Here is a 20,591-nt window from a genome sequence, read left to right as displayed (position 1 = left end):
GGGCGGCTACTGCCGGTCCGCGTCCCCGGGGCGCCCGGTACGACGGGCGGCGCGGCGTCGTTCGCTCTCCGCACCCGGAGTCCCCACGACCACGGGGAACGCGCCCGTGTAGCCCTCGCGCTCGGCCGCGATGGCCCGCACGCGCTTGCGCACCATGAACCAGCCGACGATCAGGATGGGGATCACGAGCGCCATCGAGGCGACCGTGAGGGTGCCCAGCGGGTAGTCGAAGGCCACGAGGACCAGCACGCCCACCAGGAACACCATGGTGAGCCAGTTGGTCCAGGGCGCGAACGGTGAGCGGTAGGCCGGACGCTCGTAGTGGCCCTGCCGGGCGAGGCGCACGAACTTCTGGTGCGGGAGCGTAATGGCCGCCCAGCCCACCAGGATGCCGATCGCGGAGATGTTCAGCACGATGCTGAAGGCGTCCTCCGGGACGTAGTAGTTGAGGATCACACCGAGCGCTCCCACGCCCACCGTGAGCAGGATGCCGCCCGCGGGAACACCCGAGCGCGTCATCCTGCCGGTGAATCTGGGCGCGGAGCCGGCCATGGCCATGGAGTGCACGATGCGCCCCGTGGAGTAGAGCCCCGCGTTGAGGGATGACAGCGCCGCGGTGATGACCACGAGCTGCATGATGGGCGCAATGCCCTGGATCCCGATGGAGTCGAAGAACGTGACGAACGGGGACTCGTCCGCGGAGTACGCCGTGTAGGGCAGCAGCAGCGTGAGCAGCAGGACGGACCCCACGTAGAACAGCGCGATGCGCAGGATCACCGTGTTGATCGCCTTGGGAATGGTCTTGCGCGGGTCCTTGGTCTCACCCGCGGTGATGCCCACGAGCTCGATGCCCGAGTACGCGAAGACCACACCCTGCGAGACCACGAGCGCGGGCAGCAGACCGTTGGGGAGGAAGCCCCCGTTCTCGCTGATCAGGGAGAACCCGGTGGGTGCGCCCGTGGGGGTCCCGAAGAGCACGAAGCAGATGCCCACGATCAGGAACACCACCAGCGCGGAGACCTTCACCACCGCGAACCAGAACTCCATCTCCCCGAAGACCTTCACGGAGATCAGGTTGGTGGCCATGACCACCACGAGCACCACCGCGGCCAGCAGCCACTGCGGCAGGTCCGCGATGAACTGGCTGTACTGCCCGAACCACTTCACGTAGATGGCCATGGCGGTGGCGTCCACCACCGTGGTGGAGGCCCAGGAGAGCCAGTACATCCACCCCACGAAGTACGCGCTCTTCTCCCCGTAGAACTCACGGGTGTAGGACACGAAGGAGCCGGAGGACGGCCGGTGCATCACCAGCTCGCCGAGCTGCCGCAGGATCAGGTAGCCGAAGAACCCGGCCACCGCGTAGAGGATGAACAGGGCGGGACCGGCCGAGGCCAGCCCGCCACCGGCACCCAGGAACAGACCCGTGCCGATCGAGCTGCCGATCGCGATCATGTTGATCTGCCGCGTGGTGAGCCCCTTGCTGTACCCCTCCTGCTCGGCCACGAACTGGGCGCGCGTCTCCGGCCCGCCGGAAGGCTGGGTGTCGGAAGGGTGCGAGGCCATGGATGTACACCTTTTCTCGGTTGCGAGGATGACGCACTCCGCACAGGACCCGCGAGGTGCACAGAGGAAGCCTAAGCGCTGCGCCGCCCGATCGTGTCGTGCGGCTCACCATTTCGCGCCATTCGTCAGCCCCTCGGAGGTGCCGCCCAGGCGGGGACGACGCCGCCCGCGCGCCCGCCTGGAACGGCATCACCGCTGGTCAGCGGGCAGAATGTGCGACGCAGGACCCACTCGGACCCGGCGGCGTCTCGCGCCTGAACCGCAACTGGGGCCGCCGGAACGGACGCCCCGGTGTCAGCGCCCGGTGCGCTCCCGGTGCTTGCAGCCGGGCCAGCAGCACGGGCGGCGCTTGCCCTCGTGCATCTCCTCGCCCGTGCGGCGGATGCGGCGGGCGCGGGTCTCGGGCTTCTTGGCGTCCTCCACCCAGCACACGAACTCGTTGCGGCCCAGGGGCGTCAGCCCGCGCCACAGCTCGGCGGTCTCCGGCTCCGTCAGCAGGACCTCGGCGAGGTCCGCGGGCAGCTCGTGGACCACGCCGCCGGGCAGCTCGGGGGTCTGCTCAGGGGCCGACGCCGCGGCACCGGGCGCGCTGCCGGGCGCGGGCGTCGTCGTCTGCGGTGTTTTGCTCACGGTGCTCTCCCTGCCGTGCTCATGGGTGAGGTTCGTCCTCATCACCGGCAGTGTGCCACGGGGACGGGATGGGGGCCAGACACTCCCCGGTAGTCGCACGAGGTTCTGCACTGCACATCTGCCCCGGGCGCGGTGAGGACAGGCCCCACTCGTCGAGCAGTCCGGCGAGCACTGCACATCTGCCCCGGGGGCAGTGACTTCCCGGCCCATGGCCCGCAACGGTTGGTTCTACAAGAATGGCGCTTAGTGGGAAAATGGGGGCGAATTGTCTCACTAAGCGGCTTAATGGGACGATCCGCGGATCTTTTCTGAGAAGGGTCTGTCATGACGTCCTCGAGCTGGCCCGCCGTCGGACGGGAAACCCACCGCTGGCTCCACCGTGATCCCGTGGCATCGCGCCGCACCCTCCTGGAGAACAGAGGAGATTTCACCGCCGCAGTGGTGCCGGAGATCGCCCGTCTCACCCCCGCTCTCTCCGGAGCTGCGGCCGCGAGAGCACAGGAGGCGACGCGTGCCATGACAGCCTTCGGGGTGACGTCCGACCGCATGGCTGCCCTGCCGTTCTCCGCAGTCCTCCTTCGTGGCGAATCCGCCACCAGCTCGCAGATCGAGAACCTCACGGTGCACGCCAGGAAGCTCTCCCTCGCGGCGGTGGGGGCGCACGTGGGCGGCAACGCCGAGCTGGTCGCCCCACGGCCATTGTCGAGTGCTTCTCCGATGCCTCCATGGCCTCACTCGCCAACGCGTCGATCCTGATGGCTGACGTCGAAGCGTTCCACGACAGGGTTCTTGACTCCCGCCGACGAGTGACGGCGTCCTTGCGCGCGGTCGCGCGGTTCTGCTGCTCCGAACCCGCTTTCACCGCGGGGATGCTGGAGAGCATCGGCGGAGTACCCAAGGCCACTGCCTACCGCACCGTGGACGAGCTCACCACGGTGGGACTGATCCGCCACGAGCGGTCGGTCAAGGTGAAGGGGCAAAAAGTCTGGGTGGTTCCAGCGGTCCTCACCGCGCTGGACGAATTCGCCGAGCGCGCGGGCCGCCGTACCTACGGTCCCAGTGAGTGAACACCCCGTCAGCCGGGGCCATGACCGCGCAGCCGGTACGGGGGTTGCGCCCACGGCATCCGTGGCAACATGAGGTCATGGCACTGACCCTGCGACGCCCCGCTCCCGAGGACGAGTCTGCGGTCCGCGCACTGCACGAGCAGCTGCTGCGCGACGACTTCTCGTTCGTCCTGGACGAGGGGACGTGGCCCGAGGTCCTGGCGGCCGTGGACCGCGCGTCCCAGGGAGAGGACCTGGCCCCGGGGTTCGTCCGAGCGGAGTACCTTCTCGCGGAGGTGGATGGCGAGATCGTGGGCCGAACCTCCATCCGCTACGAGCTCAACGACCACCTGCGCCGCGTGGGCGGGCACGTGGGATACGGCGTGGGCCCCGCGTTCCGGCGGCGCGGGTACGCCACGGAAATCCTGCGGCAGTCGGTGGAACGCCTGAGTGCGGCCGGTGTGGAGCGGGTGCTCGTCACGTGCGCCGACGACAACGCGGCCTCCGCCGCAACCATCGAGGCCTGCGGCGGGGTGCTGGAGAACGTGGTTCCGGACGGGAACGGCCGCCCCACCCGCCGCTACTGGATCGGCTGACCGCCGCCACACCGGCACCCGTCCACGGTGACCGCGCCGCCCGTGGTGCTGCGCCGCGCCCGCACTACCGACGTTCCGGAGCGCTCCGCCCCTCCCCCAGCCCCCGCGCCAGGCGAGCCATGATGTCTCCCAGCCGGGCGACGTCGTCCTGCGTGAGCGCGGTGAAGAAGAGCTCCTCCACGTCCCGCGCGTGCTCCGGGCGCAGCCGCCGGAACGCCTGCGCGCCCTCGGCGGTCAGCGCGGCCTCCCAGCCGCGGCCGTCACCGGGCGCACGACGCCGCTGCACCCAGCCTCGCTCCCCCAGCACCTTGACCTGGTAGTTCAGCCGCGACGGCGAGAACACCAGGCGGCGGGCCAGCTCCCCCATGCGCAGGCAGCGCCCGGGGGCCTCGTGGAGCAGCAGGAGCAGCTGGTACTCCATGAGCGAGCAGCCCTGGTCCTTGAGCCGTTCCTCGACCCGGGACGTCAGCAGCGCGGTGGTCTCGAAGTAGAGCCGCCACGTGTCCCAGCGGTCGGACTCCTCCGCGCCGGTGGCCGGCCCCGGGTTGGACGCCCCCGGGGTGGTCGCCCCCGCGGCGCTCGGTTCGGAACGGTCCTCGGGCTGGCGCGGTTCAGGGGACATGGAGCTCATCCTCGCACCGCCGCCAGCAGGTCCTCGAAGTTCGGCACCGCGGCGAACTCGTCCCGTGCAAGACGCTCCAGGCGCGGCGGCGCGTTCCGCCGGGCCCCCACGGACTCCATGGAGGCATCGACTGTGGCGGAACCGCCGTCCCCCGTGGCCCCGGATCCGGTGCCGTCCGCGGGACCCGGCCCGGCGGCGTCGTGCCCCGGCGCCCCGGCTCCGAGCATGCCGGCGAGCGCCGCCCCGGCCCGCTCGATGCGCGCCTGCAGGGACGCGTCCGCCCAGTCCTCGGTGGCCGCGTACACCCCGATGGGCAGGGTGAGCGCCTTGAGGTGGCTGAACAGCGGGCGCAGGGCGGTGTCCAGGACCAGCGAGTGCCGCGGGGAGCCGCCGGTCGCGGCCACCACGGTGGGCAGGTTCTCCAGGGCGCCCTCGTCGAAGAGGTCGAAGAACGCCTTGAACAGCCCGGAGTAGCTCGCCTTGTAGGTGGGCGTGGCCGCGATCAGCCCGTCCGCGGCGAGCACGGCGTCCAGCGCGTCCTGCACCGCGGCGGGAGCCGTCCCGGTCAGCATGGCGTCCGTGATCCCGTGGGCGATCTCCCGCAGGGCCACCACGCGCACCTCGGGCTCCTCACCACCGCGGGCGACGACGCCGCTCGCGGCCCGCGCGATCGCCCGCGCCAGGCGCGTGGTGGACGCGTCCTCGGACAGGCCCGCGGTCACCACGGCAATGCTCTGTCGCTCGGTCATCTCGAGTCTCCTGACTGCTCCGTGTTTCTGACTGCTCGGTGCTTGTGACTGCCCTGGACTTCTCGTCGCTGCGGCGCAGGTGCCGCCCCGCGCGGGGCGGCACCTGCGGGACGGGCTACGCAGTGGGCTCCTGCGCCGCCCCGGCGTTTCCGCGGGTGGCGCCCTCCGCCTTGGCAGCCCGGTCCCTGGCCGCCTGCGAGTCCGGCCCGCCGCCCGGGACAGGATCCTCCCCCGCCGCGCGGCGCGCCACGAGGGACGCGTGGGTGGGGGCCTCCGGCACGTGGGCCGGCCGGGCGGCGTCGAACTCCTTGCGCAGCACCGGGAAGACCTCCTCTCCCAGGAAGTCCATCTGCTCCAGGACGTCCTTGAGCGGCAGGCCCGCGTGGTCCACCAGGAACAGCTGGCGCTGGTAGTCGCCCGCGTACTCCCGGAAGGAGAGGGTGCGCTCGATGACCTGCTGGGGCGAGCCCACGGTCAGCGGCGTCTGCTCCATGAAGGACTCCAGCGAGGGCCCGTGGCCGTACACCGGCGCGTTGTCGAAGTAGGGCCGGAACCGGCGCACCGCGTCCTGCGAGTTCCTGGCCATGAACACCTGCCCGCCCAGGCCCACGATCGCCTGGTCCGCGGAGCCGTGGCCGTAGTACTCGTAGCGCTGGCGGTAGAACGCCACCATGCGCTCGGTGTGCTCCTTGTTCCAGAAGATGTTGTTGTGGAAGAACCCGTCCCCGTAGAACGCCGCCTGCTCCGGGATCTCCGGGGAGCGGATGGAGCCGTGCCACACGAACGGCGGGACGTCGTCCAGGGGCCGCGGAGTGGACGTGAAGCCCTGCAGCGGTGTGCGGAAGCGCCCGGAGAAGTTCACGCCCTCCTCGCGCCACAGCCGGTGCAGCAGCTGGTAGTTCTCCACGGCCAGCGGGATGCCCTGACGGATGTCCTTGCCGAACCACGGGTAGACCGGGCCGGTGTTGCCGCGTCCCATGGTGAGGTCCACGCGGCCGTCCGCGAGGTGCTGCAGGTACGCGTAGTCCTCCGCGATCCGCACGGGGTCCGTGGTGGTGATCAGCGTGGTGGCCGTGGACAGCTGGATCCGCTCGGTCTGCGCCGCCACCGCCGCCAGCAGCACGGGCGGGTTCGCGGGAGCCACGAACGGCGGGTTGTGGTGCTGGCCGGTGGCGAACACGTCCATCCCCAGCTCCTCGGCCTTGCGGGCCATGGCCACCGTGGCCTTGATGCGCTCGTTCTCGGTGGGGGTGCGGCCCGTGGTGGGGTCCCGGGTGACGTCCCCGATGGTGAAGACTCCGAGTTGCATGGTGCCTGCCTCCTTCGCGGCGGGACCGTCCCCGCCCTGATGCTTCAAATTTGAACTACCTCTGTAATGCGGCGTCCCGGAGAAATATTCCGGGGTGGATTGTTGAACAATCTGCGGCCCATCGGGCATGCTGGGGGGTCACACCCGATGAGACGGAGGTCACGCATGACGGTCATGGATCTGAACAGCGACGTGGGCGAGTCGTTCGGCGCCTGGCGCATGGGGGACGACGCCGCCATCTTGCGCTCCGTCTCCAGCGCCAACGTGGCCTGCGGCTTCCACGCCGGAGACCCCTCCGTGATGGCGCAGACCTGCCGGGACGCCGTGGCCGCCGGGGTCACCGTGGGAGCGCACGTGGCCTACCGGGACCTCGCGGGCTTCGGCCGTCGTTTCCTGGACTGCTCCCCCACCGAGCTCGCGGACGACGTCCTGTACCAGATGGGCGCGCTCGAGGCCGTGGCCCGAGCCGCGGGCACCACCGTGCGCTACGTCAAGCCCCACGGCGCCCTCTACAACACGATCGTGCACCACGAGGCCCACGCCCAGGCCGTGGTGGACGCCGTGAAGGCCTTCGGCGGGGACCTCCCCCTCCTCCTGCTGCCCGGCTCCGTGGCCCTGCGCACGGCGGAGAAGGCCGGGCTGCGGGCCGTGCCGGAGGCGTTCGCGGACCGCGGCTACACCCCCGAGGGCACGCTGGTCTCCCGGCGGGACCCGGGTGCGGTGCTGCACGACGCCGCCCAGGTCACCGAGCGCATGGTGCGCCTGGCCGAGGACGGCACGCTCACCGCGGTGGACGGCTCCACCGTGCAGATCCACGCGGAGAGCATCTGCGTGCACGGGGACACCCCCGGCGCCGCCGCGATGGCCGCCGAGGTCCGCGCGGGCCTCGACCGCGCCGGGATCACCGTCCGGTCCTTCGCATGAGCGCGCCCCGCCCCCGGCAGACACCCCGCGCCGCGCAGGGACCGGGCGCCCAGCAGACGGGCCGCCCTGGCACGACGGGAACGGTTCCCTCCTCGTCCGCCGAGGTCCGCCCGGCCCCGGAGCTGCGCTGGGCCGGAACCCACGCGTTCCTGCTCGACTGCGGCGAGCTCGCCGACGTCGTGCGCTGGCACGCGCACCTCACCGCGCACCCGTTCGCCGGGCAGACGGACGTGATTGCCGCCGCCCGCACCGTGCTGGTGACCTTCACGGACGCACGGTCGGCGCGGAAGGCCGCGAGCGGCGTCGCCACCGCCCAACCCCGCGAGAAGCGGGAGGCCGGGGGCAAGACCGTGGAGATCCCCGTGGTCTACGACGGCGCCGACCTCGCCGAGGTCGCCCGGCTCACCGGGCTCAGCGAGCAGGGCGTGGTGAACACCCACACCGGCGCGGAGTGGACCGCCGCGTTCGGCGGCTTCGCCCCCGGCTTCGCGTACCTCAGCGCACCGGGCAACCCCCTGGACGTCCCCCGCCGGGACACCCCCCGCACCGCCGTGCCCGCGGGGTCCGTGGCGCTCGCGGGCGTCTTCTCCGCGATCTACCCCCAGCGCTCACCGGGCGGGTGGCAGCTGATCGGGCGCACGGACGCCGTCCTGTGGGACACCCACCGGGACTCCCCCGCGCTGATCCGCCCCGGGGACACCGTGCGCTTCCGTGCCGTTCGCGACCTCGTCACGGTGACCGACGACACCGCCCCCGAGCTGCGCGGCGACCCGCAGCTCCCCGGGGACTCCGCTCCCGCCATTCAGTCGGGGGACGGCCCGGGCCAGAACACCGCGGGTCCGGGCTGCGACACGTCCGGCCGTGAGCACGCCGACGGTCTGGAACCCATCAGCGCGGCGGATGGCTCCCTCGCTGACCACGGTGGGCACGCCCTGGTGGTCGAGGACCCCGGGATGCAGACCCTGGTCCAGGACCTGGGCCGTCCCGCGCTGGGGGACCTGGGCGTGGTGGCGTCCGGTGCGGCGGACCGCGCCTCCGCGATGCAAGCCAATCGGATCGTGGGCAATGCCAGCTCGGACGCGGTCCTCGAGGTCACCATGGGCGGGCTGCGGCTCACGGCCCGGGGCCACCACGTGCTCGCCCTCACCGGGGCGCCCGTGGGCGCCCGGATCACCGGCGGAGAGACCGAGCGCGCCGCCCCGTTCTGCACGCCGTTCGCCCTGTACGACGGCGAGCAGCTCGCCCTGGACACCCCGAGCGCGGGGCTGCGCAGCTACCTCGCGGTCTCCGGAGGTCTCGACACGACCCCGGTGCTCGGCAGCCGTGCCACGGACGTGATGTCCGGGATCGGGCCCGCTCCCCTGGCCGCTGGTGACATGCTGCCGGTGCTCCCAGCCGCGCCGGGCCGAGCCGTGGGCCACCCCGAGGAACCGGCGGTGCACGTTCCCACCGCGGCGGAGACCACCGTGCTCCGCGTGCTCCCGGGCCCCCGTGAGGACTGGTTCAGCCCCGAGGCCCTCTCCGCGCTGCGCGAGCGGACGTGGCGTGTCAGCAGTGACTCCAACCGCGTGGGCGTGCGCTTCGAGACACCACCGGAGGGCGGTCTCGCGCGCAGCCGAAAGGACGAACTGGCCAGCGAGGGCGTGGTGGCCGGTTCCCTGCAGGTGCCCCACTCCGGTGTGCCGGTGCTCTTCCTCGCGGATCACCCCGTGACCGGGGGCTATCCCGTGATCGCGGTGGTGCTGCCGCAGGACCTGCCGCTCGCGGCGCAGCTGCTCCCCGGTTCTGCGGTGCGGTTCCACCCGGTCCCGCACCCACCCGGGGACGCGGCGCTCGCGAGCCCTCAGGGCGGTGCGCAGAGCCACGGGATGATGCAGCGCACCCGTCCCACCTCGACGCCCCCAGCGGGCATTCGCGGCATCCGGGAACGGGCGACGAGGCCACCGGAGGGCGCACCGCCCCACGGGGCGGCACCGGCACCCAGCACCGCCTCCGCATCCCACACGACCGAGCGCGGAATGCCGCAACCCGCAACGGCGCCCATCCCCACCGCGACCGTCCCCGCGGAGCAGCCCACGTCAGGAGACACCGCATGAAGAAGGTTCTGATCGCCAACCGCGGGGAGATCGCCGTGCGCGTGGCCCGCGCGTGCTCGGACGCCGGGCTCAGCTCGGTGGCCGTGTACTCCGAGCCGGACGCGGACGCGATGCACGTCCACATGGCCGACGAAGCATATGCCCTCCCCGGCTCCGCCTCCGCCGACACCTACCTCAGCATCCCCGCCGTGCTGGCCGTGGCGGAACGCTGCGGGGCGGACGCCGTGCACCCGGGCTACGGGTTCCTGTCGGAGAACGCGGACTTCGCGCGCGCCGTCGTGGCCGCCGGCCTCACGTGGATCGGCCCGAGCGCGGACGTGATCGAGGCGCTCGGCAACAAGGTCACCGCGCGGGAGATCGCCGTGCGCGCCGGGGCCCCGCTCGTGCCGGGCACGGACGGTCCCGTGGCCGACGCCGCCGAGGCCAGCGCGTTCGCGGAGGAGCACGGCCTGCCGATCGCCATCAAGGCGGCCTTCGGCGGGGGCGGACGCGGCATGCGCATTGCCCGGGAGCTCGCGGACGTGGAGTCCGCGTTCGACGCCGCCGTACGCGAGGCCACCACCGCGTTCGGACGCGGGGAGTGCTTCGTGGAGCGGTTCCTGGACCGCCCGCGCCACGTGGAGGCCCAGGTGGTGGCGGACACCCACGGCAACGTGGTGGTCATGGGCACGCGCGACTGCTCGCTGCAGCGCCGTCACCAGAAGCTCGTGGAGGAGGGCCCGGCGCCGTTCCTCACGGACGAGCAGCGCACCACGCTGCACGAGTCTGCCCGGGCCATCTGCCGCGAGGCCGGGTACACCGGTGCCGGCACGGTGGAGTACCTCGTGGCACCGGACGGGCTGATCTCCTTCCTGGAGGTCAACACGCGTCTGCAGGTGGAGCACCCCGTGACCGAGGCGACCGCCGGAGTGGACCTGGTGCGCGAGCAGTTCCGAGTCGCGGAGGGCCTGCCGCTGAGCACCACCGAGGACCCCGCCCCGCACGGCCACGCGATCGAGTTCCGGCTCAACGCGGAGGACCCCGCCCTGGGCTTCCTGCCCACCCCGGGCACCGTGGAGGCGTTCGAGGCCCCCACGGGCGCGGGGGTGCGCGTGGACACCGGTGTGCGCTCCGGCTCCGTGGTCCCCGCCGAGTACGACTCGCTGCTGGCCAAGCTCATCGTGTGGGGCGAGGACCGGGCCCAGACCGTGGTGCGCTCCCGCGCCGCTCTGCGCGAGCTCTCGATCCGCGGGCTGCCCACCGTGGTGCCCTTCCACCGCGCCGTGCTGGACGAGCCCGCGTTCACCTCCCCCGATCAGCTGGGCGTCTACACCACCTGGATCGAGGACGAGTTCGCGCAGGACCTCGAGACCTCCCCCCACCTCGATCCCGAGGCCGCCCAGCGCACCACGTTCACGCTCGAGGTGGACGGGCGCGCAGTGCGGGTGGGCCTGCCCGCGCGCCTTGCCCAGGCCCTGGTCCGCGGCGGCGCCGGGGTTCAGGGCGAGCCGGGGCAGGACGGTGCGGCACCGGCGTCGGACGCGCAGAACGAGACAGCCCTGACCGCGCCCATGAACGGCACGGTGGTCACGTGGCTCGCGCAGGACGGTGAGGAGGTCACGGAGGGTCAGCCCGTGCTGGTGGTGGAGGCCATGAAGATGGAGACCCCCGTGAAGGCCCACCGCGCTGGAACCCTCCGCCGTGGAGACGTGTCCGAGGGCGACGCCGTGCGCACGGGTCAGAAGATCGCGGAGATCGCGTGAGCGGCCCGTCCGCCGCGCCCGAGCCGCAGGAGGAGGCCCAGGCCGGCGCCCACGCCGCCGCCCGGCTGCGGGCCCTGATCGCCGACGGCGCGCTGTCTCCGGGTGCCAAACTGTCCGAGCACGCCGTGGCCGCCGAGCTCGGGATCTCCCGCAACACCCTGCGGGAGTGCTTCGCCATGCTCGCGGCGGAGGGTCTGGTGCTGCGGATCCCCCACCGGGGCGTGTTCGTGGCGCAACCCACCGCAGAGGACGTCCGGGACCTCTATGCCGCTCGGGGCATCCTCGAGTCCGGGGCGGTGCTGTGGGGCGCCGTGGACGCGGGACGGCTGGAGCGGCTCCGCTCGATCGTGGCCGCGGCCCTGACGGCGCGGGACGGCGCGGACGTGGCCGGCATGGCGGACGCGAACCAGCGGTTCCACCGGAGCCTGGTGGAGGCCGTCGGCTCGCGGGCGCTGCTCGCGGACATGGACCGCGCCCTGGCCAGGATGCGCCTGGTGTTCCACGCGATGCTCGAGGACCGGGGGTTCCACGCGCGCTACGCCGTGCGCAACGCCGAGGTGCTCACCGCGCTGGAGTCCGGCGACCGGAGCCGCGCCGTCGAGCTGCTGCGGGACTCCCTGGGTGACGCGCGGGACGAGATCCTCGACCAGCTGGGGTGAGACCGGTGGGGACGAGACCGGCTGCGGTGTCGGACCACGCGCCGGTCTGTGCGCCCGGGGCGGCCGGGGACGACCAGGCGGGCGACCGGGCGTGGTCAGGGCACCTGGTAGTCGGCGTCCCGGGCATCGGTGACGAGCATGTGCCCCGGTGCGTGGGTGATCGCGAACGGCGGAGCCGATTCCATCACCGCGGCCTGCGGCGTGACCCCGCACGCCCAGAACACGGGAATCTCGCCGGGGGCGATCCGCACGGCGTCGCCGAAGTCCGGTGAGCCCAGGTCCGTGATCCCCAGTGCCCCGGGGTCCCCCACGTGCACGGGCGCGCCGTGGACGGCCGGGTAGCGGGAGGTGATCCGCACGGCGTCCGCCACCTGCGACGCCGGAACCGGCCGCATGGAGACCACGAGCGGCCCGGACAGCCGCCCCGCCGGCTCGCAGCGCCGCGAGGTGCGGTACATCGGGACGTTCACGCCCTGGTCGATGTGGGCCAGGCGGATGCCGTGCGCCTGCAGCGCGTCCTCGAACGTGAACGAGCAGCCCAGCATCACCGTGACCAGGTCCTCACGCCAGTACGGGGTGATGTCAGCGGGGCGGGCCACCTCCACGCCGTTCTCCCAGACCACGTACTGCGGCACGTCCGTGCGGATGTCGCCGCCGGCCAGCAGCGGGCCCGTGGTCTCCCCCGCGTCCAGGACACCCAGCACGGGGCACGGCTTGGGGTTGCGCTGTGCGAAGAGCAGCACGTCGAACGCCAGCTCGCGCGGCACGATGACGAGGTTCGCCTGGGCATGCCCGGGAGCCATCCCCGCGGTGGGGCACACGAGCCCCGCACGGAATCGCCGTCGGGCCCGATGCGGCGTCGGCGTGGTCTCGTCCATGGGGTGTCCTTTCGTGGCTGCGCGGGGGCGGGTCGGGAGGCGCCGATGGGAACGTGCCGTGCGACGTCGTCCGCCTGGGGAACGACGCCGCCGCTCGGCTCCCGGCGCACCGGGGCCGAGCGGGCGCTCAGGCCCAGAGCTTGGACAGCCCCGCCAGGGAGTTGACGGCCAGGAACACGGAGAACAGCCACGCGATCACGCCCACCACGAGCAGCCACCCGGGATAGCGGTAGCCCTGGAGCAGGTCCCGGCGGCGCCAACCCACCCAGAGCAGGATCGCGAAGCCGAACGGGAGGATGAGGCCGTTGAACGCGCCCGCGAAGACCAGCAGCGTCTGCGGCGCCTGCCCCAGGACCAGGTAGATCACTCCGCACACCATGATGAAGCCCACCGTGAGCAGGTTGCGCGTGCGGGGACTGCCCGCGGAGGAGGTGACGAAGGAGATGGAGGTGAACGCGGCGCCGATCACGGAGGTCAGAGCGGCGGCCCACAGCACCACTCCGAAGATCCGCACGCCGATCTCCCCGGCGGCGGCCCGGAAGGCGTCCGCGGCCATGGTGTCCCCGGCCAGCGCCACACCGCTCGCGACTACCCCGAAGATCGCCAGGAACAGCAGCGCACGCATGACGCACGTGACCAGGATGCCCAGCACGGACGTGCGGGTGATCTCGCGGACACTGTCCACCCCGGTGACCCCGGAGTCGATCATGCGGTGGGCGCCCGAGTAGGTGATGTACCCGCCCACGGTGCCGCCGATGAGCGTGGTGATGACCAGGAAGTCGACCTCCTCCGGCATCACGGTGTTCTTGAGCGCCTCGCCCACCGGCGGTGCCGCCACGATGGCCACGTACAGCATCATGAGGATCATCACGGCGCCCAGCGCCACCACGATCCGGTCCAGGGCGAGTCCCGCGCGCTTGGACAGGAAGACCAGGATGGCGATCACCGCCGAGATGGCCCCGCCCAGCTTGGGTTCCATGCCCAGCATGGCATTCAGGCCCAGCCCCGTGCCCGCGATGTTGCCGATGTTGAACACCGCGCCACCCAGGAACACGAGCGCCGCCAGGACGTACCCGGCCCCGGGGAGCACCTGGTTCGCCAGCTCCTGGGCCCGCATCCCCGAGACTCCGATGACCCGCCACACGTTCAGCTGCACGGCGATGTCCACCAGGATGGAGACCAGGATCGCGAAGGCGAACGCGGCACCCAGCTGCACCGTGAACACGGTGGTCTGGGTGATGAACCCGGGGCCGATCGCGCTGGTGGCCATGAGGAACATGGCACCCAGCAGGGCGCTGCGGTGGCCGGAGTTCTTGGGGGCACCCTGCGCGGCCGTGGCACCCGGGGCCGTCGTCTCGAGGTCGGGGTGCGACACGGAATCGCGGCGGGGCGCGGAGTCGTGCGGCACGGGGTCGTGCGGCTGTGGTGAGGCAGAGGCCATGGATCCATCCCTGGGTCGGTGTGAGCAGAGCCACACGGCGGCTGACCACTGCACACTACAGGTTGTTCAACAATCTGCCCAGGGGTGGGTTCCACACACGCACGAACCGCCCGGAGAAGCCGTGTCGGCTCCCGCCCGGGCGGTTCGTGGTGGAGGGGACGGTCGCGCCCGGGGTGAGCGGGCGGCGTCGTCGGATCAGCGCAGGATGGGCAGCTGCATGGGGTAGCGGTAGACGTCCCCGCGGCTGGCCTTGACCGCGGCCATGATGTGGCACACGAAGAGCATGACCCAGTAGACCGCGATCAGCAGGATGCCGATCGGCGCCAGGATCACCGTGAACAGCAGGATCCAGCCCACCAGGTTGACGAGCCACATGGTCACGTTGAAGTTGAACGCTCCCGCGGCGGCCGACCGCAGGAACGGGCTCTTGTCCTTGTAGATGAACCACACGATGAGCGGGCCCAGGAAGCCGAGCCAGCCCACGGAGACGATGGCGGCGATCGGGCCCGCGAGGTGGGTCAGCACGGCCACGGTGCGCTCGTCGTCCCGGGGCCCCGAGGAGCCCGTGCGGTAGCCGTCCGGGCCCGGGGCGTACGGCCCGCCCTGGGTGTACGGCCCGCCCTGCGCGTACTGCTGGCCGTGGGGGCCCTGCCCGTAGCCGCCGCCCTGCGGGGGCTGCTGACCGCGGGGGTCGGGCCCACCGCGGCAGGTGGGGCCCTGCGAGCGGTAGTCGGGACGCGGTTGCTGCGGTTCGTAGCTCATGTCATCTCCGTGGTGTTCGAGCCGGGGAGGCTCTCCGGTCGTGTCCTGACTCCAGCCTAGGCGGACGCGCCGTCCGGCACGGAGGGGTTATCCGCAGTCTTGGAGAGGGGTTTCTCCGCGGAGGCCACCGCGACGTCCGCGCTGTGCTTGGCCGGGCCGTCGGCACCGCGCAGCCCCACCCGCTTGTCGTACGCCCAGCCGCCGAGCAGACCCACCAGAAGGGCGACCACCAGCATGATGGACAGCCCGATCACGCCCGTGGTCAGGCCCGCCTCCGGGATCGCGTCGAAGAACAGCGCGGAGCGCACGGACGTGAAGATGTGGTGCAGCGGCTCGAACGGGGCGATGGCCCGGAAGAAGCCCGGCACCGCCTCGAGCGGGACCACGGCGCCCGCGGAGGGCAGGCCCATGAACACCAGGTACACGAGGCACAGCAGCATGCCCACGCTGCCACCCACGGAGATCAGTGCCAGCACGATCGCGGAGACCGTGGACATCGCGAGCCACCCGAGCAGGAACACCAGGAAGCCGTGGGGCACGGGCATGCCCACGGCGGACGCCACCCACATCATGAGCGCGGACGCGGGCAGGGCGGCCACCACGAAGGTCAGCCACTTCATGAGGTAGCCCACCGGACGGGGCAGGACCGCGCGGGGGTAGTCCTTGAAGAAGGGGCCCATCTCGAAGGGCGCCATGCCCATCCGGCCGTCCATGAGCAGGTTCAGCGCCACGGAGCCGGAGAAGCCCACCACCAGGAGCAGGATGGAGTAGTAGAACGCGCTCATGCCCAGGGCCGTGCCGTCCGGGAGGTCGTTGTAGGCCTTGGACACCATGTTCACGGGGTCCTTGAGGGTGTCCTTGGCCACCGAGCTGACGGTGGGGGCGAGCTCCTGGGCGATCTGCTCGGCAGAGCCCTCCTGGGACTTCTGCACCTGCTGCGCGAACTGCTGCACCTCGGGACCACCCTGGGCGGCCTGGCGGGAGAGCTGCTCGGACTGCTCCTTCTGGCTCTGCTGCAGCTGCTGCAGCACCTTGTTGTAGGCCGCGTCCTCGGCGGGAGCCACGGACTCCGTGAGCTGCTCGCCGAGCGCCTTGCTGGCCTCCTGCACCCCGGGTTCGACGGCGCCTGTGGCCAGTCGCGTGCCCAGGGAGCCGGCCTGCGGGTCGGTGTAGACCGTGACCTCGGGGCGCGCGGCGTTGCCCTCGGTGAGGGAGCCCTCGATCAGGCTCACCGTGTCCTCGGAGAAGCTCTCGGGTACCACCACGGCGGCGTAGAGCTCACCGCGGTCCAGCTGCTCCTGGACCTCCTCCATGCTCAGCTCGCGCAGGTCGATCTTGTCGTCCTCCGCGGCCTTGTCCACGAACTCGCTCACGAGATCCGCGCCCAGGTTCTCCTGGGTGGTCTTGCCGTTCGCCTGGGGCACCTCAGCGCCCTGGTCCTGGTTGACCACGGCGATGGGGAACTCCTTGAAGTTCTTGTCGGGGCTGGACAGCCCGCCCAGGTACAGGGCGGTGCCGATCACTCCCACCGCGATGATGGCGAGCATGGGCAGCAGCCAGAACCCGACCTGGCCGAACGGACGGCCGAGCCGAGCCCGGAACGAGTGGGCGGGTGCGTGTTTAGGGGTCACCGGTTTCTCCTGGCACAGAGGGATACACGAATGTCTTGGGATTGGTGAACACGATACACTGATGTATCGAGAAGGGGAGATGAATCGAGGGACACGTGAGCAATCAGACAGAAGAACCCGCCGTACCCGCTGCCGGTCTCGGGCGGGACGGCCAGCCCCTCTTGAGCGAGCCTGTCACACCCGGGGCCGCGCCGGACAGGCGTTCCCGCAGTGCGACACGGCTCAAACTGATCCGCAGCGCCCCGGCCGTGTTTGCCCAGCAGGGCATCGACGGCGCCTCCGTGAGCGACCTGTGCGCGGCCGCTGGGTTCACGCGCGGGGCGTTCTACTCCAACTTCGAGTCCAAGCGGGAGCTCGCGATCCTCGCGTTCGACGACCTCGCCACCCAGCTGGAGGAGACTCTGGGGTCGCAGCTGGACCACTGGCTGGGCTCGGGCCTGGACGTGGACCAGGTGGTCACCCGCATCATCGAGGGCGTCACGGACCAGGTGGCGAACGTGAACCAGCAGGCCCTGCGGGTGGAGCTGTCCATCGCGGCGTTCCGCTCGCCGGAGGCGCGAGAACGCATGGCTCCCATCCGGGACCGGGTGTACCGGGCCATCGAGCAGGCGCTCGTGCGGGTGGCCGACACCCAGCGCCTCGAGTTCACCGTGCCCCCGGGGGACGTGGCCCGCATGCTGCTCACCAGCTACTCCGGCCAGCTCACGGACCACATGGCCATGGGCGGGACGGGGCGCGGTGCCCAGCAGGTCATCCCCACCATGTGGTTGGCCTTCACCCGTCCCGCCTGAGCGCGGCCGTCCCGCGCCACGTCCCGGGGACGACGCCGCCGGGCCACCTCGAGCGGCCGGGCGCGGTCCCGGCGCGGGGCGGGTCCCACCGTGCACCGAGAGGGGGCGAGGGCCGCACCCACCGCAGACCGGCGGCGGGCGTGGAACCCGGACGTGCGGCGTCGTGGTGGCTCAGACCACGTAGGGCAGCACGAAGAGCATGGTCAGGGACCAGATCAGGTGGGTGACGATGCCGGGGACGAGTGAGCGGGTGCGCTCGCGCAGGTAGCCCACGAACGCACCGAGCGCGGCGGCCGCGAGGGCGAGCAGCGGGATGCCCGCGAGCGAGGTCACGGCTGTGTAGGCGATGGTGGTCACGAGGATCCGCCGGCCCCGTGGCAGGATCCGCCACAGCGCCCCGCGGTAGTAGACCTCTTCGGCCACACCGTTGACCGCGGTGGTGAGGGCCACCATGACCAGGCTTCCCACCCGGGCGTGGTTGAGCAGCTCGTGCACCGGTTCGCTCAGGAACGGGATGAAACGGACCATGAAACCGCCGGCGATGAACACCACCGCGAGCACCACACCACCCACCACCGCGTCCCGCATGCCCCGCGGGGTGACCCGCCAGGGCAGACGTTCGCCCGTCATGCGGATCGCGATCGAGCTGCCCGCGATGTAGACCCCCGCGAGGATGAACGTGGCGGGGTAGAACCACGGGTCCCCCGCGGGAATGCGCAGCGACCATGCGAGGCACGCGGCTGCGACCAGGCCGGTGCCGATGACCACCCACACCGTGCGCTTGCGCGTGGCCGCCGTGGTGTCCCCGTAGGGGCTGACCCGATGTTCCGTCACCGAGGTTCCTTTCCGCCCGGCGGTGCGATCCGTCGGGGATGTTCGAGACCCGCCGCCCGGGACTGCCCGGGCCCGTGCGGGCCGCGCGGCAGACCGGGCCGCGGGCTACTTGCGGCGCGGGTTCAGCACGCTGATGGTGGTGGAGAGCACGGAGGCGAACGCGGTCCACCCGGCGTAGGGGCTCAGGACCACACCCTTCTCCGGGGACACCTTGGCGCTGCGGCGCACCAGGTCCGCGCTGCTCACCGCGAGCAGCACGGACTCCACGGCCGCGGCCCGCAGCTTCTTGCGGTGGAAGAACAGGATGCTCCACCCGGCGTTGAGCGCCAGGTTCACGCCGAGCGCGGCGATGTAGGCCCGCTGCTCGTCGGTGCGGCCCTCCTCCCCCAGGTCCGCGATGGACAGCGAACCCATGGCGGCGATGTCCGCGTAGAGCGCGGTCCACGCCACGGGGAACGCCCAGCCCGGGGGCTGGAAGCGCGGCTTGCGCAGCTTCTCGTACCACCGGGAGCCGGGATCGCTCGCGAGCGTGCCCACCGTGGCCGTGGCCGCGACGGCCGCCGTGGTGGACAGGAAGACCCGCCGCCAGCGGTTGAGGTCCAGGTCCGTGACCGCGGCGCGCACCGCGTCCGCGAAGGGGGTGTGCCCGCCCGGGGGCGCCCCGATGTAGTCGTCCAGGTCCCGCTCGTGGATCACGGTGTCGTGCTGCAGGCTGCCCACCAGGGGCCGGGCCAGCTTGGTGTCGATGGGTGTCACGAGCCCGATCCAGTTGGCCGCGAGCTCCGCGGTGGTCACGGGAGCGGTGATCATGAACCGCGGGCCCTTGCCCACGGCGCGGGAGTACTGGTCCAGCATGTCCGCGTACTCGATGGCCTCGGGCCCACCCACATCGAACGTGCGGTTCACGTCCGCGGGCAGGTCCGCCGCTCCCACCAGGTAGTGCACCACGTCCGCCACGGCAATGGGCTGGATGCGGTTGCGCACCCACCGGGGGGCGATGGCACCGGGCAGCCGCTCCGCGAGGTGGCGGATCATGATGAAGGACGAGGACTCGTCCCCGATCACCACGCCGGTCTGCAGGGCCGCGGTGGGCACCCCGGAGTCCATGAGCGCCCGGCCCACCTCCACGCGGGAGCGCAGGTGGTCGGAGAGCTGGTCCACGGGCTCGTCGTCCGGGTGCAGCCCGCCCAGGTAGACGATGCGCTGCACGTGGGCGTCGTGCGCGGCGGTGCCGAAGGTCTCGGCCATCTCCACTTCCTCGCGCACGAAGTCGTCCGAGTCCCCCATGGAGTGCAGCAGGTACCACGCGACGTCCACGTCCCGCAGGGCGCGTGCGACGTCCGCAGCCTCGGAGGCGTTGCCCTCCACCACCTCGGCCTCACCGGGGCCGGCGGAGCGGCCCTCGGCGACGACGCTGTCCCCCCAGGGCAGGTTGCGGACCTTCTCGGCGCTGCGGCTCAGCAGGCGAACCCGCCAGCCGCGGCGCAGCAGCTCCTGGGCCACCTGGCCGCCGATGTAGCCCGTGGCGCCCGTGACTAGTGCCAGCCGTGCGTTCTCACTCATGTGTCGTCCCCGCATCGTCCGTGTCGTGGCCGGGTGGGTGACCCGGAGGCGGTGCCGCACCGCCGTTGTCGGTGCCAGTATGTCAGCGTGCTGAGGGGCTGGGCCACGGACTCCGCTCAGGGCGAGACACCCCCGGGCTCAGCCACCCACGTCCACGTCCTCGAAGATCAGGAACGTCTGGGTGTCCACCACCTCGGGCATGGGCTGGATGCGCTCGAAGATCACGTCCCGCAGCTCCCCTGTGCCCCGGGCCCGCACGAGCAGCATCACGTCGAACGTGCCACCCACGAGCGCCACGTGCTGCACCTGCGGGATCCGGCGGAGCTTGGGCCCCAGGGTGTCCCACGTGTTCTGCTTCAGGCGCAGCGTCACGTAGGCGGAGGCCTCCAGGCCCGCCTTGGCGGGGTCGATCACCGCGGTGTAGCGCAGCACCACGCCCTGCTCGTGCAGCCGGCGGATGCGCTCGTACGCGTGGGCGCGGGAGATGTGCACCGTGGCCGCGAGCGCCGTGACGGACTGCCGTGCGTCCCGCGTGAGCTCGTCCAGGATCCGCCGGTCCGTCTCGTCCAGCTCCACGCGCTTGCTCTGCGCCATCCGCTCCACCTTTCCCGCCGTCTGCGGACCCTGTCTCGGCGCCGCCGTGGCTGGCAGCACCGCACGCCGTCGCCCCCTGCCGCGGTCCTCGCCGCAGCACCCGCCGACGACGCCGCACCACCCGTTCCCGGGGCCGCTCGCGTCGGCCCGCCGCCGCC

Annotated in this window: 19 protein-coding genes; 7 read left to right on the top strand and 12 right to left on the bottom strand. The window is 71.9% G+C overall.

The genetic code is table 11. The annotated features are described in order from the left end of the window. Positions 1-6: 6 nt before the first annotated feature. The gene (locus HMPREF2833_RS08835; protein WP_070637509.1) at positions 7-1,566 is read right to left on the bottom strand and encodes an amino acid permease; all 1,560 of its coding nucleotides are present in this window, start codon (positions 1,564-1,566) and stop codon (positions 7-9) included. A 294-nt stretch (positions 1,567-1,860) separates the two neighbouring features. Next, positions 1,861-2,196 (bottom strand): YdeI/OmpD-associated family protein, encoded by a 336-nt coding sequence (locus HMPREF2833_RS08830; RefSeq protein WP_101888111.1) that lies wholly within the window; start codon positions 2,194-2,196, stop codon positions 1,861-1,863. A gap of 725 nt (positions 2,197-2,921) precedes the next feature. Between HMPREF2833_RS08830 and HMPREF2833_RS12730 the strand changes: the two genes are divergently transcribed. Together HMPREF2833_RS12730 and HMPREF2833_RS08820 are read left to right on the top strand one after the other, a co-directional pair. After that, on the top strand, positions 2,922-3,263 hold the full coding sequence (locus HMPREF2833_RS12730) for a hypothetical protein (RefSeq protein WP_070637507.1): 342 nt from the start codon (positions 2,922-2,924) through the stop codon (positions 3,261-3,263). Positions 3,264-3,340: 77 nt separating this feature from the next. Next, entirely contained in the window at positions 3,341-3,838 is a 498-nt protein-coding gene (locus HMPREF2833_RS08820; RefSeq protein ID WP_070637505.1) for a GNAT family N-acetyltransferase, read from the top strand. A gap of 64 nt (positions 3,839-3,902) precedes the next feature. Here the strand turns inward: HMPREF2833_RS08820 and HMPREF2833_RS08815 are convergent, their stop codons facing one another. The 3 genes from HMPREF2833_RS08815 to HMPREF2833_RS08805 form a co-directional block, all read right to left on the bottom strand. Next, positions 3,903-4,460: a MarR family winged helix-turn-helix transcriptional regulator gene (locus HMPREF2833_RS08815; RefSeq protein WP_246829105.1), complete on the bottom strand. Its 558-nt coding sequence runs from the start codon at positions 4,458-4,460 to the stop codon at positions 3,903-3,905. 5 nt (positions 4,461-4,465) lie between these two features. After that, positions 4,466-5,209, bottom strand: a complete 744-nt coding sequence (locus HMPREF2833_RS08810; RefSeq protein WP_070637503.1) for a CE1759 family FMN reductase — start codon at positions 5,207-5,209, stop codon at positions 4,466-4,468. Positions 5,210-5,324: 115 nt separating this feature from the next. Then, positions 5,325-6,518 carry an LLM class flavin-dependent oxidoreductase gene (locus HMPREF2833_RS08805; protein ID WP_070637501.1) on the bottom strand — a complete coding sequence of 398 codons (1,194 nt, stop codon included), beginning with the start codon at positions 6,516-6,518 and terminating at the stop codon, positions 5,325-5,327. 165 nt (positions 6,519-6,683) lie between these two features. Here HMPREF2833_RS08805 and HMPREF2833_RS08800 point away from each other — a divergent pair, with 165 nt between their 5' ends. Genes HMPREF2833_RS08800 through HMPREF2833_RS08785 form a run of 4 tightly spaced genes read left to right on the top strand, consistent with a single transcriptional unit; the run spans position 6,684 to position 11,939 of the window. Beyond that, a complete protein-coding gene (locus HMPREF2833_RS08800; RefSeq protein ID WP_070637499.1) occupies positions 6,684-7,442 on the top strand; it encodes a LamB/YcsF family protein in 759 nt (252 codons plus the stop codon). Next, positions 7,439-9,538 carry a 5-oxoprolinase subunit B/C family protein gene (locus tag HMPREF2833_RS08795; RefSeq protein ID WP_070637497.1) on the top strand — a complete coding sequence of 700 codons (2,100 nt, stop codon included), beginning with the start codon at positions 7,439-7,441 and terminating at the stop codon, positions 9,536-9,538. Before HMPREF2833_RS08800 ends, HMPREF2833_RS08795 begins: the two co-directional genes overlap by 4 nt. Further along, positions 9,535-11,280, top strand: coding sequence for an acetyl/propionyl/methylcrotonyl-CoA carboxylase subunit alpha (locus tag HMPREF2833_RS08790; RefSeq protein WP_070637495.1), 1,746 nt, complete (start codon positions 9,535-9,537; stop codon positions 11,278-11,280). The genes HMPREF2833_RS08795 and HMPREF2833_RS08790 overlap by 4 nt, the downstream gene beginning before the upstream one ends. After that, positions 11,277-11,939, top strand: coding sequence for a GntR family transcriptional regulator (locus tag HMPREF2833_RS08785; RefSeq protein WP_070637493.1), 663 nt, complete (start codon positions 11,277-11,279; stop codon positions 11,937-11,939). The genes HMPREF2833_RS08790 and HMPREF2833_RS08785 overlap by 4 nt, the downstream gene beginning before the upstream one ends. Before the next feature lie 95 nt (positions 11,940-12,034). On the opposite strand, the gene HMPREF2833_RS08780 is transcribed toward HMPREF2833_RS08785, so the two are convergent. The 4 genes from HMPREF2833_RS08780 to HMPREF2833_RS08765 form a co-directional block, all read right to left on the bottom strand. After that, positions 12,035-12,817 carry a putative hydro-lyase gene (locus HMPREF2833_RS08780; protein WP_070637491.1) on the bottom strand — a complete coding sequence of 261 codons (783 nt, stop codon included), beginning with the start codon at positions 12,815-12,817 and terminating at the stop codon, positions 12,035-12,037. A gap of 127 nt (positions 12,818-12,944) precedes the next feature. Then, on the bottom strand, positions 12,945-14,258 hold the full coding sequence (locus tag HMPREF2833_RS08775) for an NRAMP family divalent metal transporter (RefSeq protein ID WP_180956142.1): 1,314 nt from the start codon (positions 14,256-14,258) through the stop codon (positions 12,945-12,947). A 195-nt stretch (positions 14,259-14,453) separates the two neighbouring features. Further along, positions 14,454-15,020 (bottom strand): DUF4870 domain-containing protein, encoded by a 567-nt coding sequence (locus HMPREF2833_RS08770; RefSeq protein WP_070637487.1) that lies wholly within the window; start codon positions 15,018-15,020, stop codon positions 14,454-14,456. A gap of 56 nt (positions 15,021-15,076) precedes the next feature. Continuing rightward, complete coding sequence (locus HMPREF2833_RS08765) at positions 15,077-16,651, bottom strand: DUF3533 domain-containing protein (RefSeq protein ID WP_070637485.1); 1,575 nt, start codon at positions 16,649-16,651, stop codon at positions 15,077-15,079. A gap of 161 nt (positions 16,652-16,812) precedes the next feature. Between HMPREF2833_RS08765 and HMPREF2833_RS08760 the strand changes: the two genes are divergently transcribed. Further along, positions 16,813-17,442: a TetR/AcrR family transcriptional regulator gene (locus tag HMPREF2833_RS08760; RefSeq protein ID WP_244246333.1), complete on the top strand. Its 630-nt coding sequence runs from the start codon at positions 16,813-16,815 to the stop codon at positions 17,440-17,442. A 171-nt stretch (positions 17,443-17,613) separates the two neighbouring features. Here the strand turns inward: HMPREF2833_RS08760 and HMPREF2833_RS08755 are convergent, their stop codons facing one another. From HMPREF2833_RS08755 to HMPREF2833_RS08745, 3 genes are all read right to left on the bottom strand, one after another. Next, positions 17,614-18,276 (bottom strand): CPBP family intramembrane glutamic endopeptidase, encoded by a 663-nt coding sequence (locus tag HMPREF2833_RS08755; protein ID WP_059281568.1) that lies wholly within the window; start codon positions 18,274-18,276, stop codon positions 17,614-17,616. 105 nt (positions 18,277-18,381) lie between these two features. Further along, on the bottom strand, positions 18,382-19,839 hold the full coding sequence (locus HMPREF2833_RS08750; protein WP_070637480.1) for a tryptophan-rich sensory protein: 1,458 nt from the start codon (positions 19,837-19,839) through the stop codon (positions 18,382-18,384). A gap of 138 nt (positions 19,840-19,977) precedes the next feature. Beyond that, positions 19,978-20,433, bottom strand: coding sequence for an Lrp/AsnC family transcriptional regulator (locus HMPREF2833_RS08745; RefSeq protein WP_019310788.1), 456 nt, complete (start codon positions 20,431-20,433; stop codon positions 19,978-19,980). Positions 20,434-20,591 lie beyond the last annotated feature (158 nt).

This window comes from Kocuria sp. HMSC066H03 (genome assembly GCF_001812045.1).
Classification (GTDB): Bacteria; Actinomycetota; Actinomycetes; order Actinomycetales; family Micrococcaceae; genus Kocuria; species Kocuria rhizophila.
The sequence above is the reverse complement of the archived record's forward strand: the minus strand, read 5'-3'. Positions and strand labels throughout refer to the sequence as shown.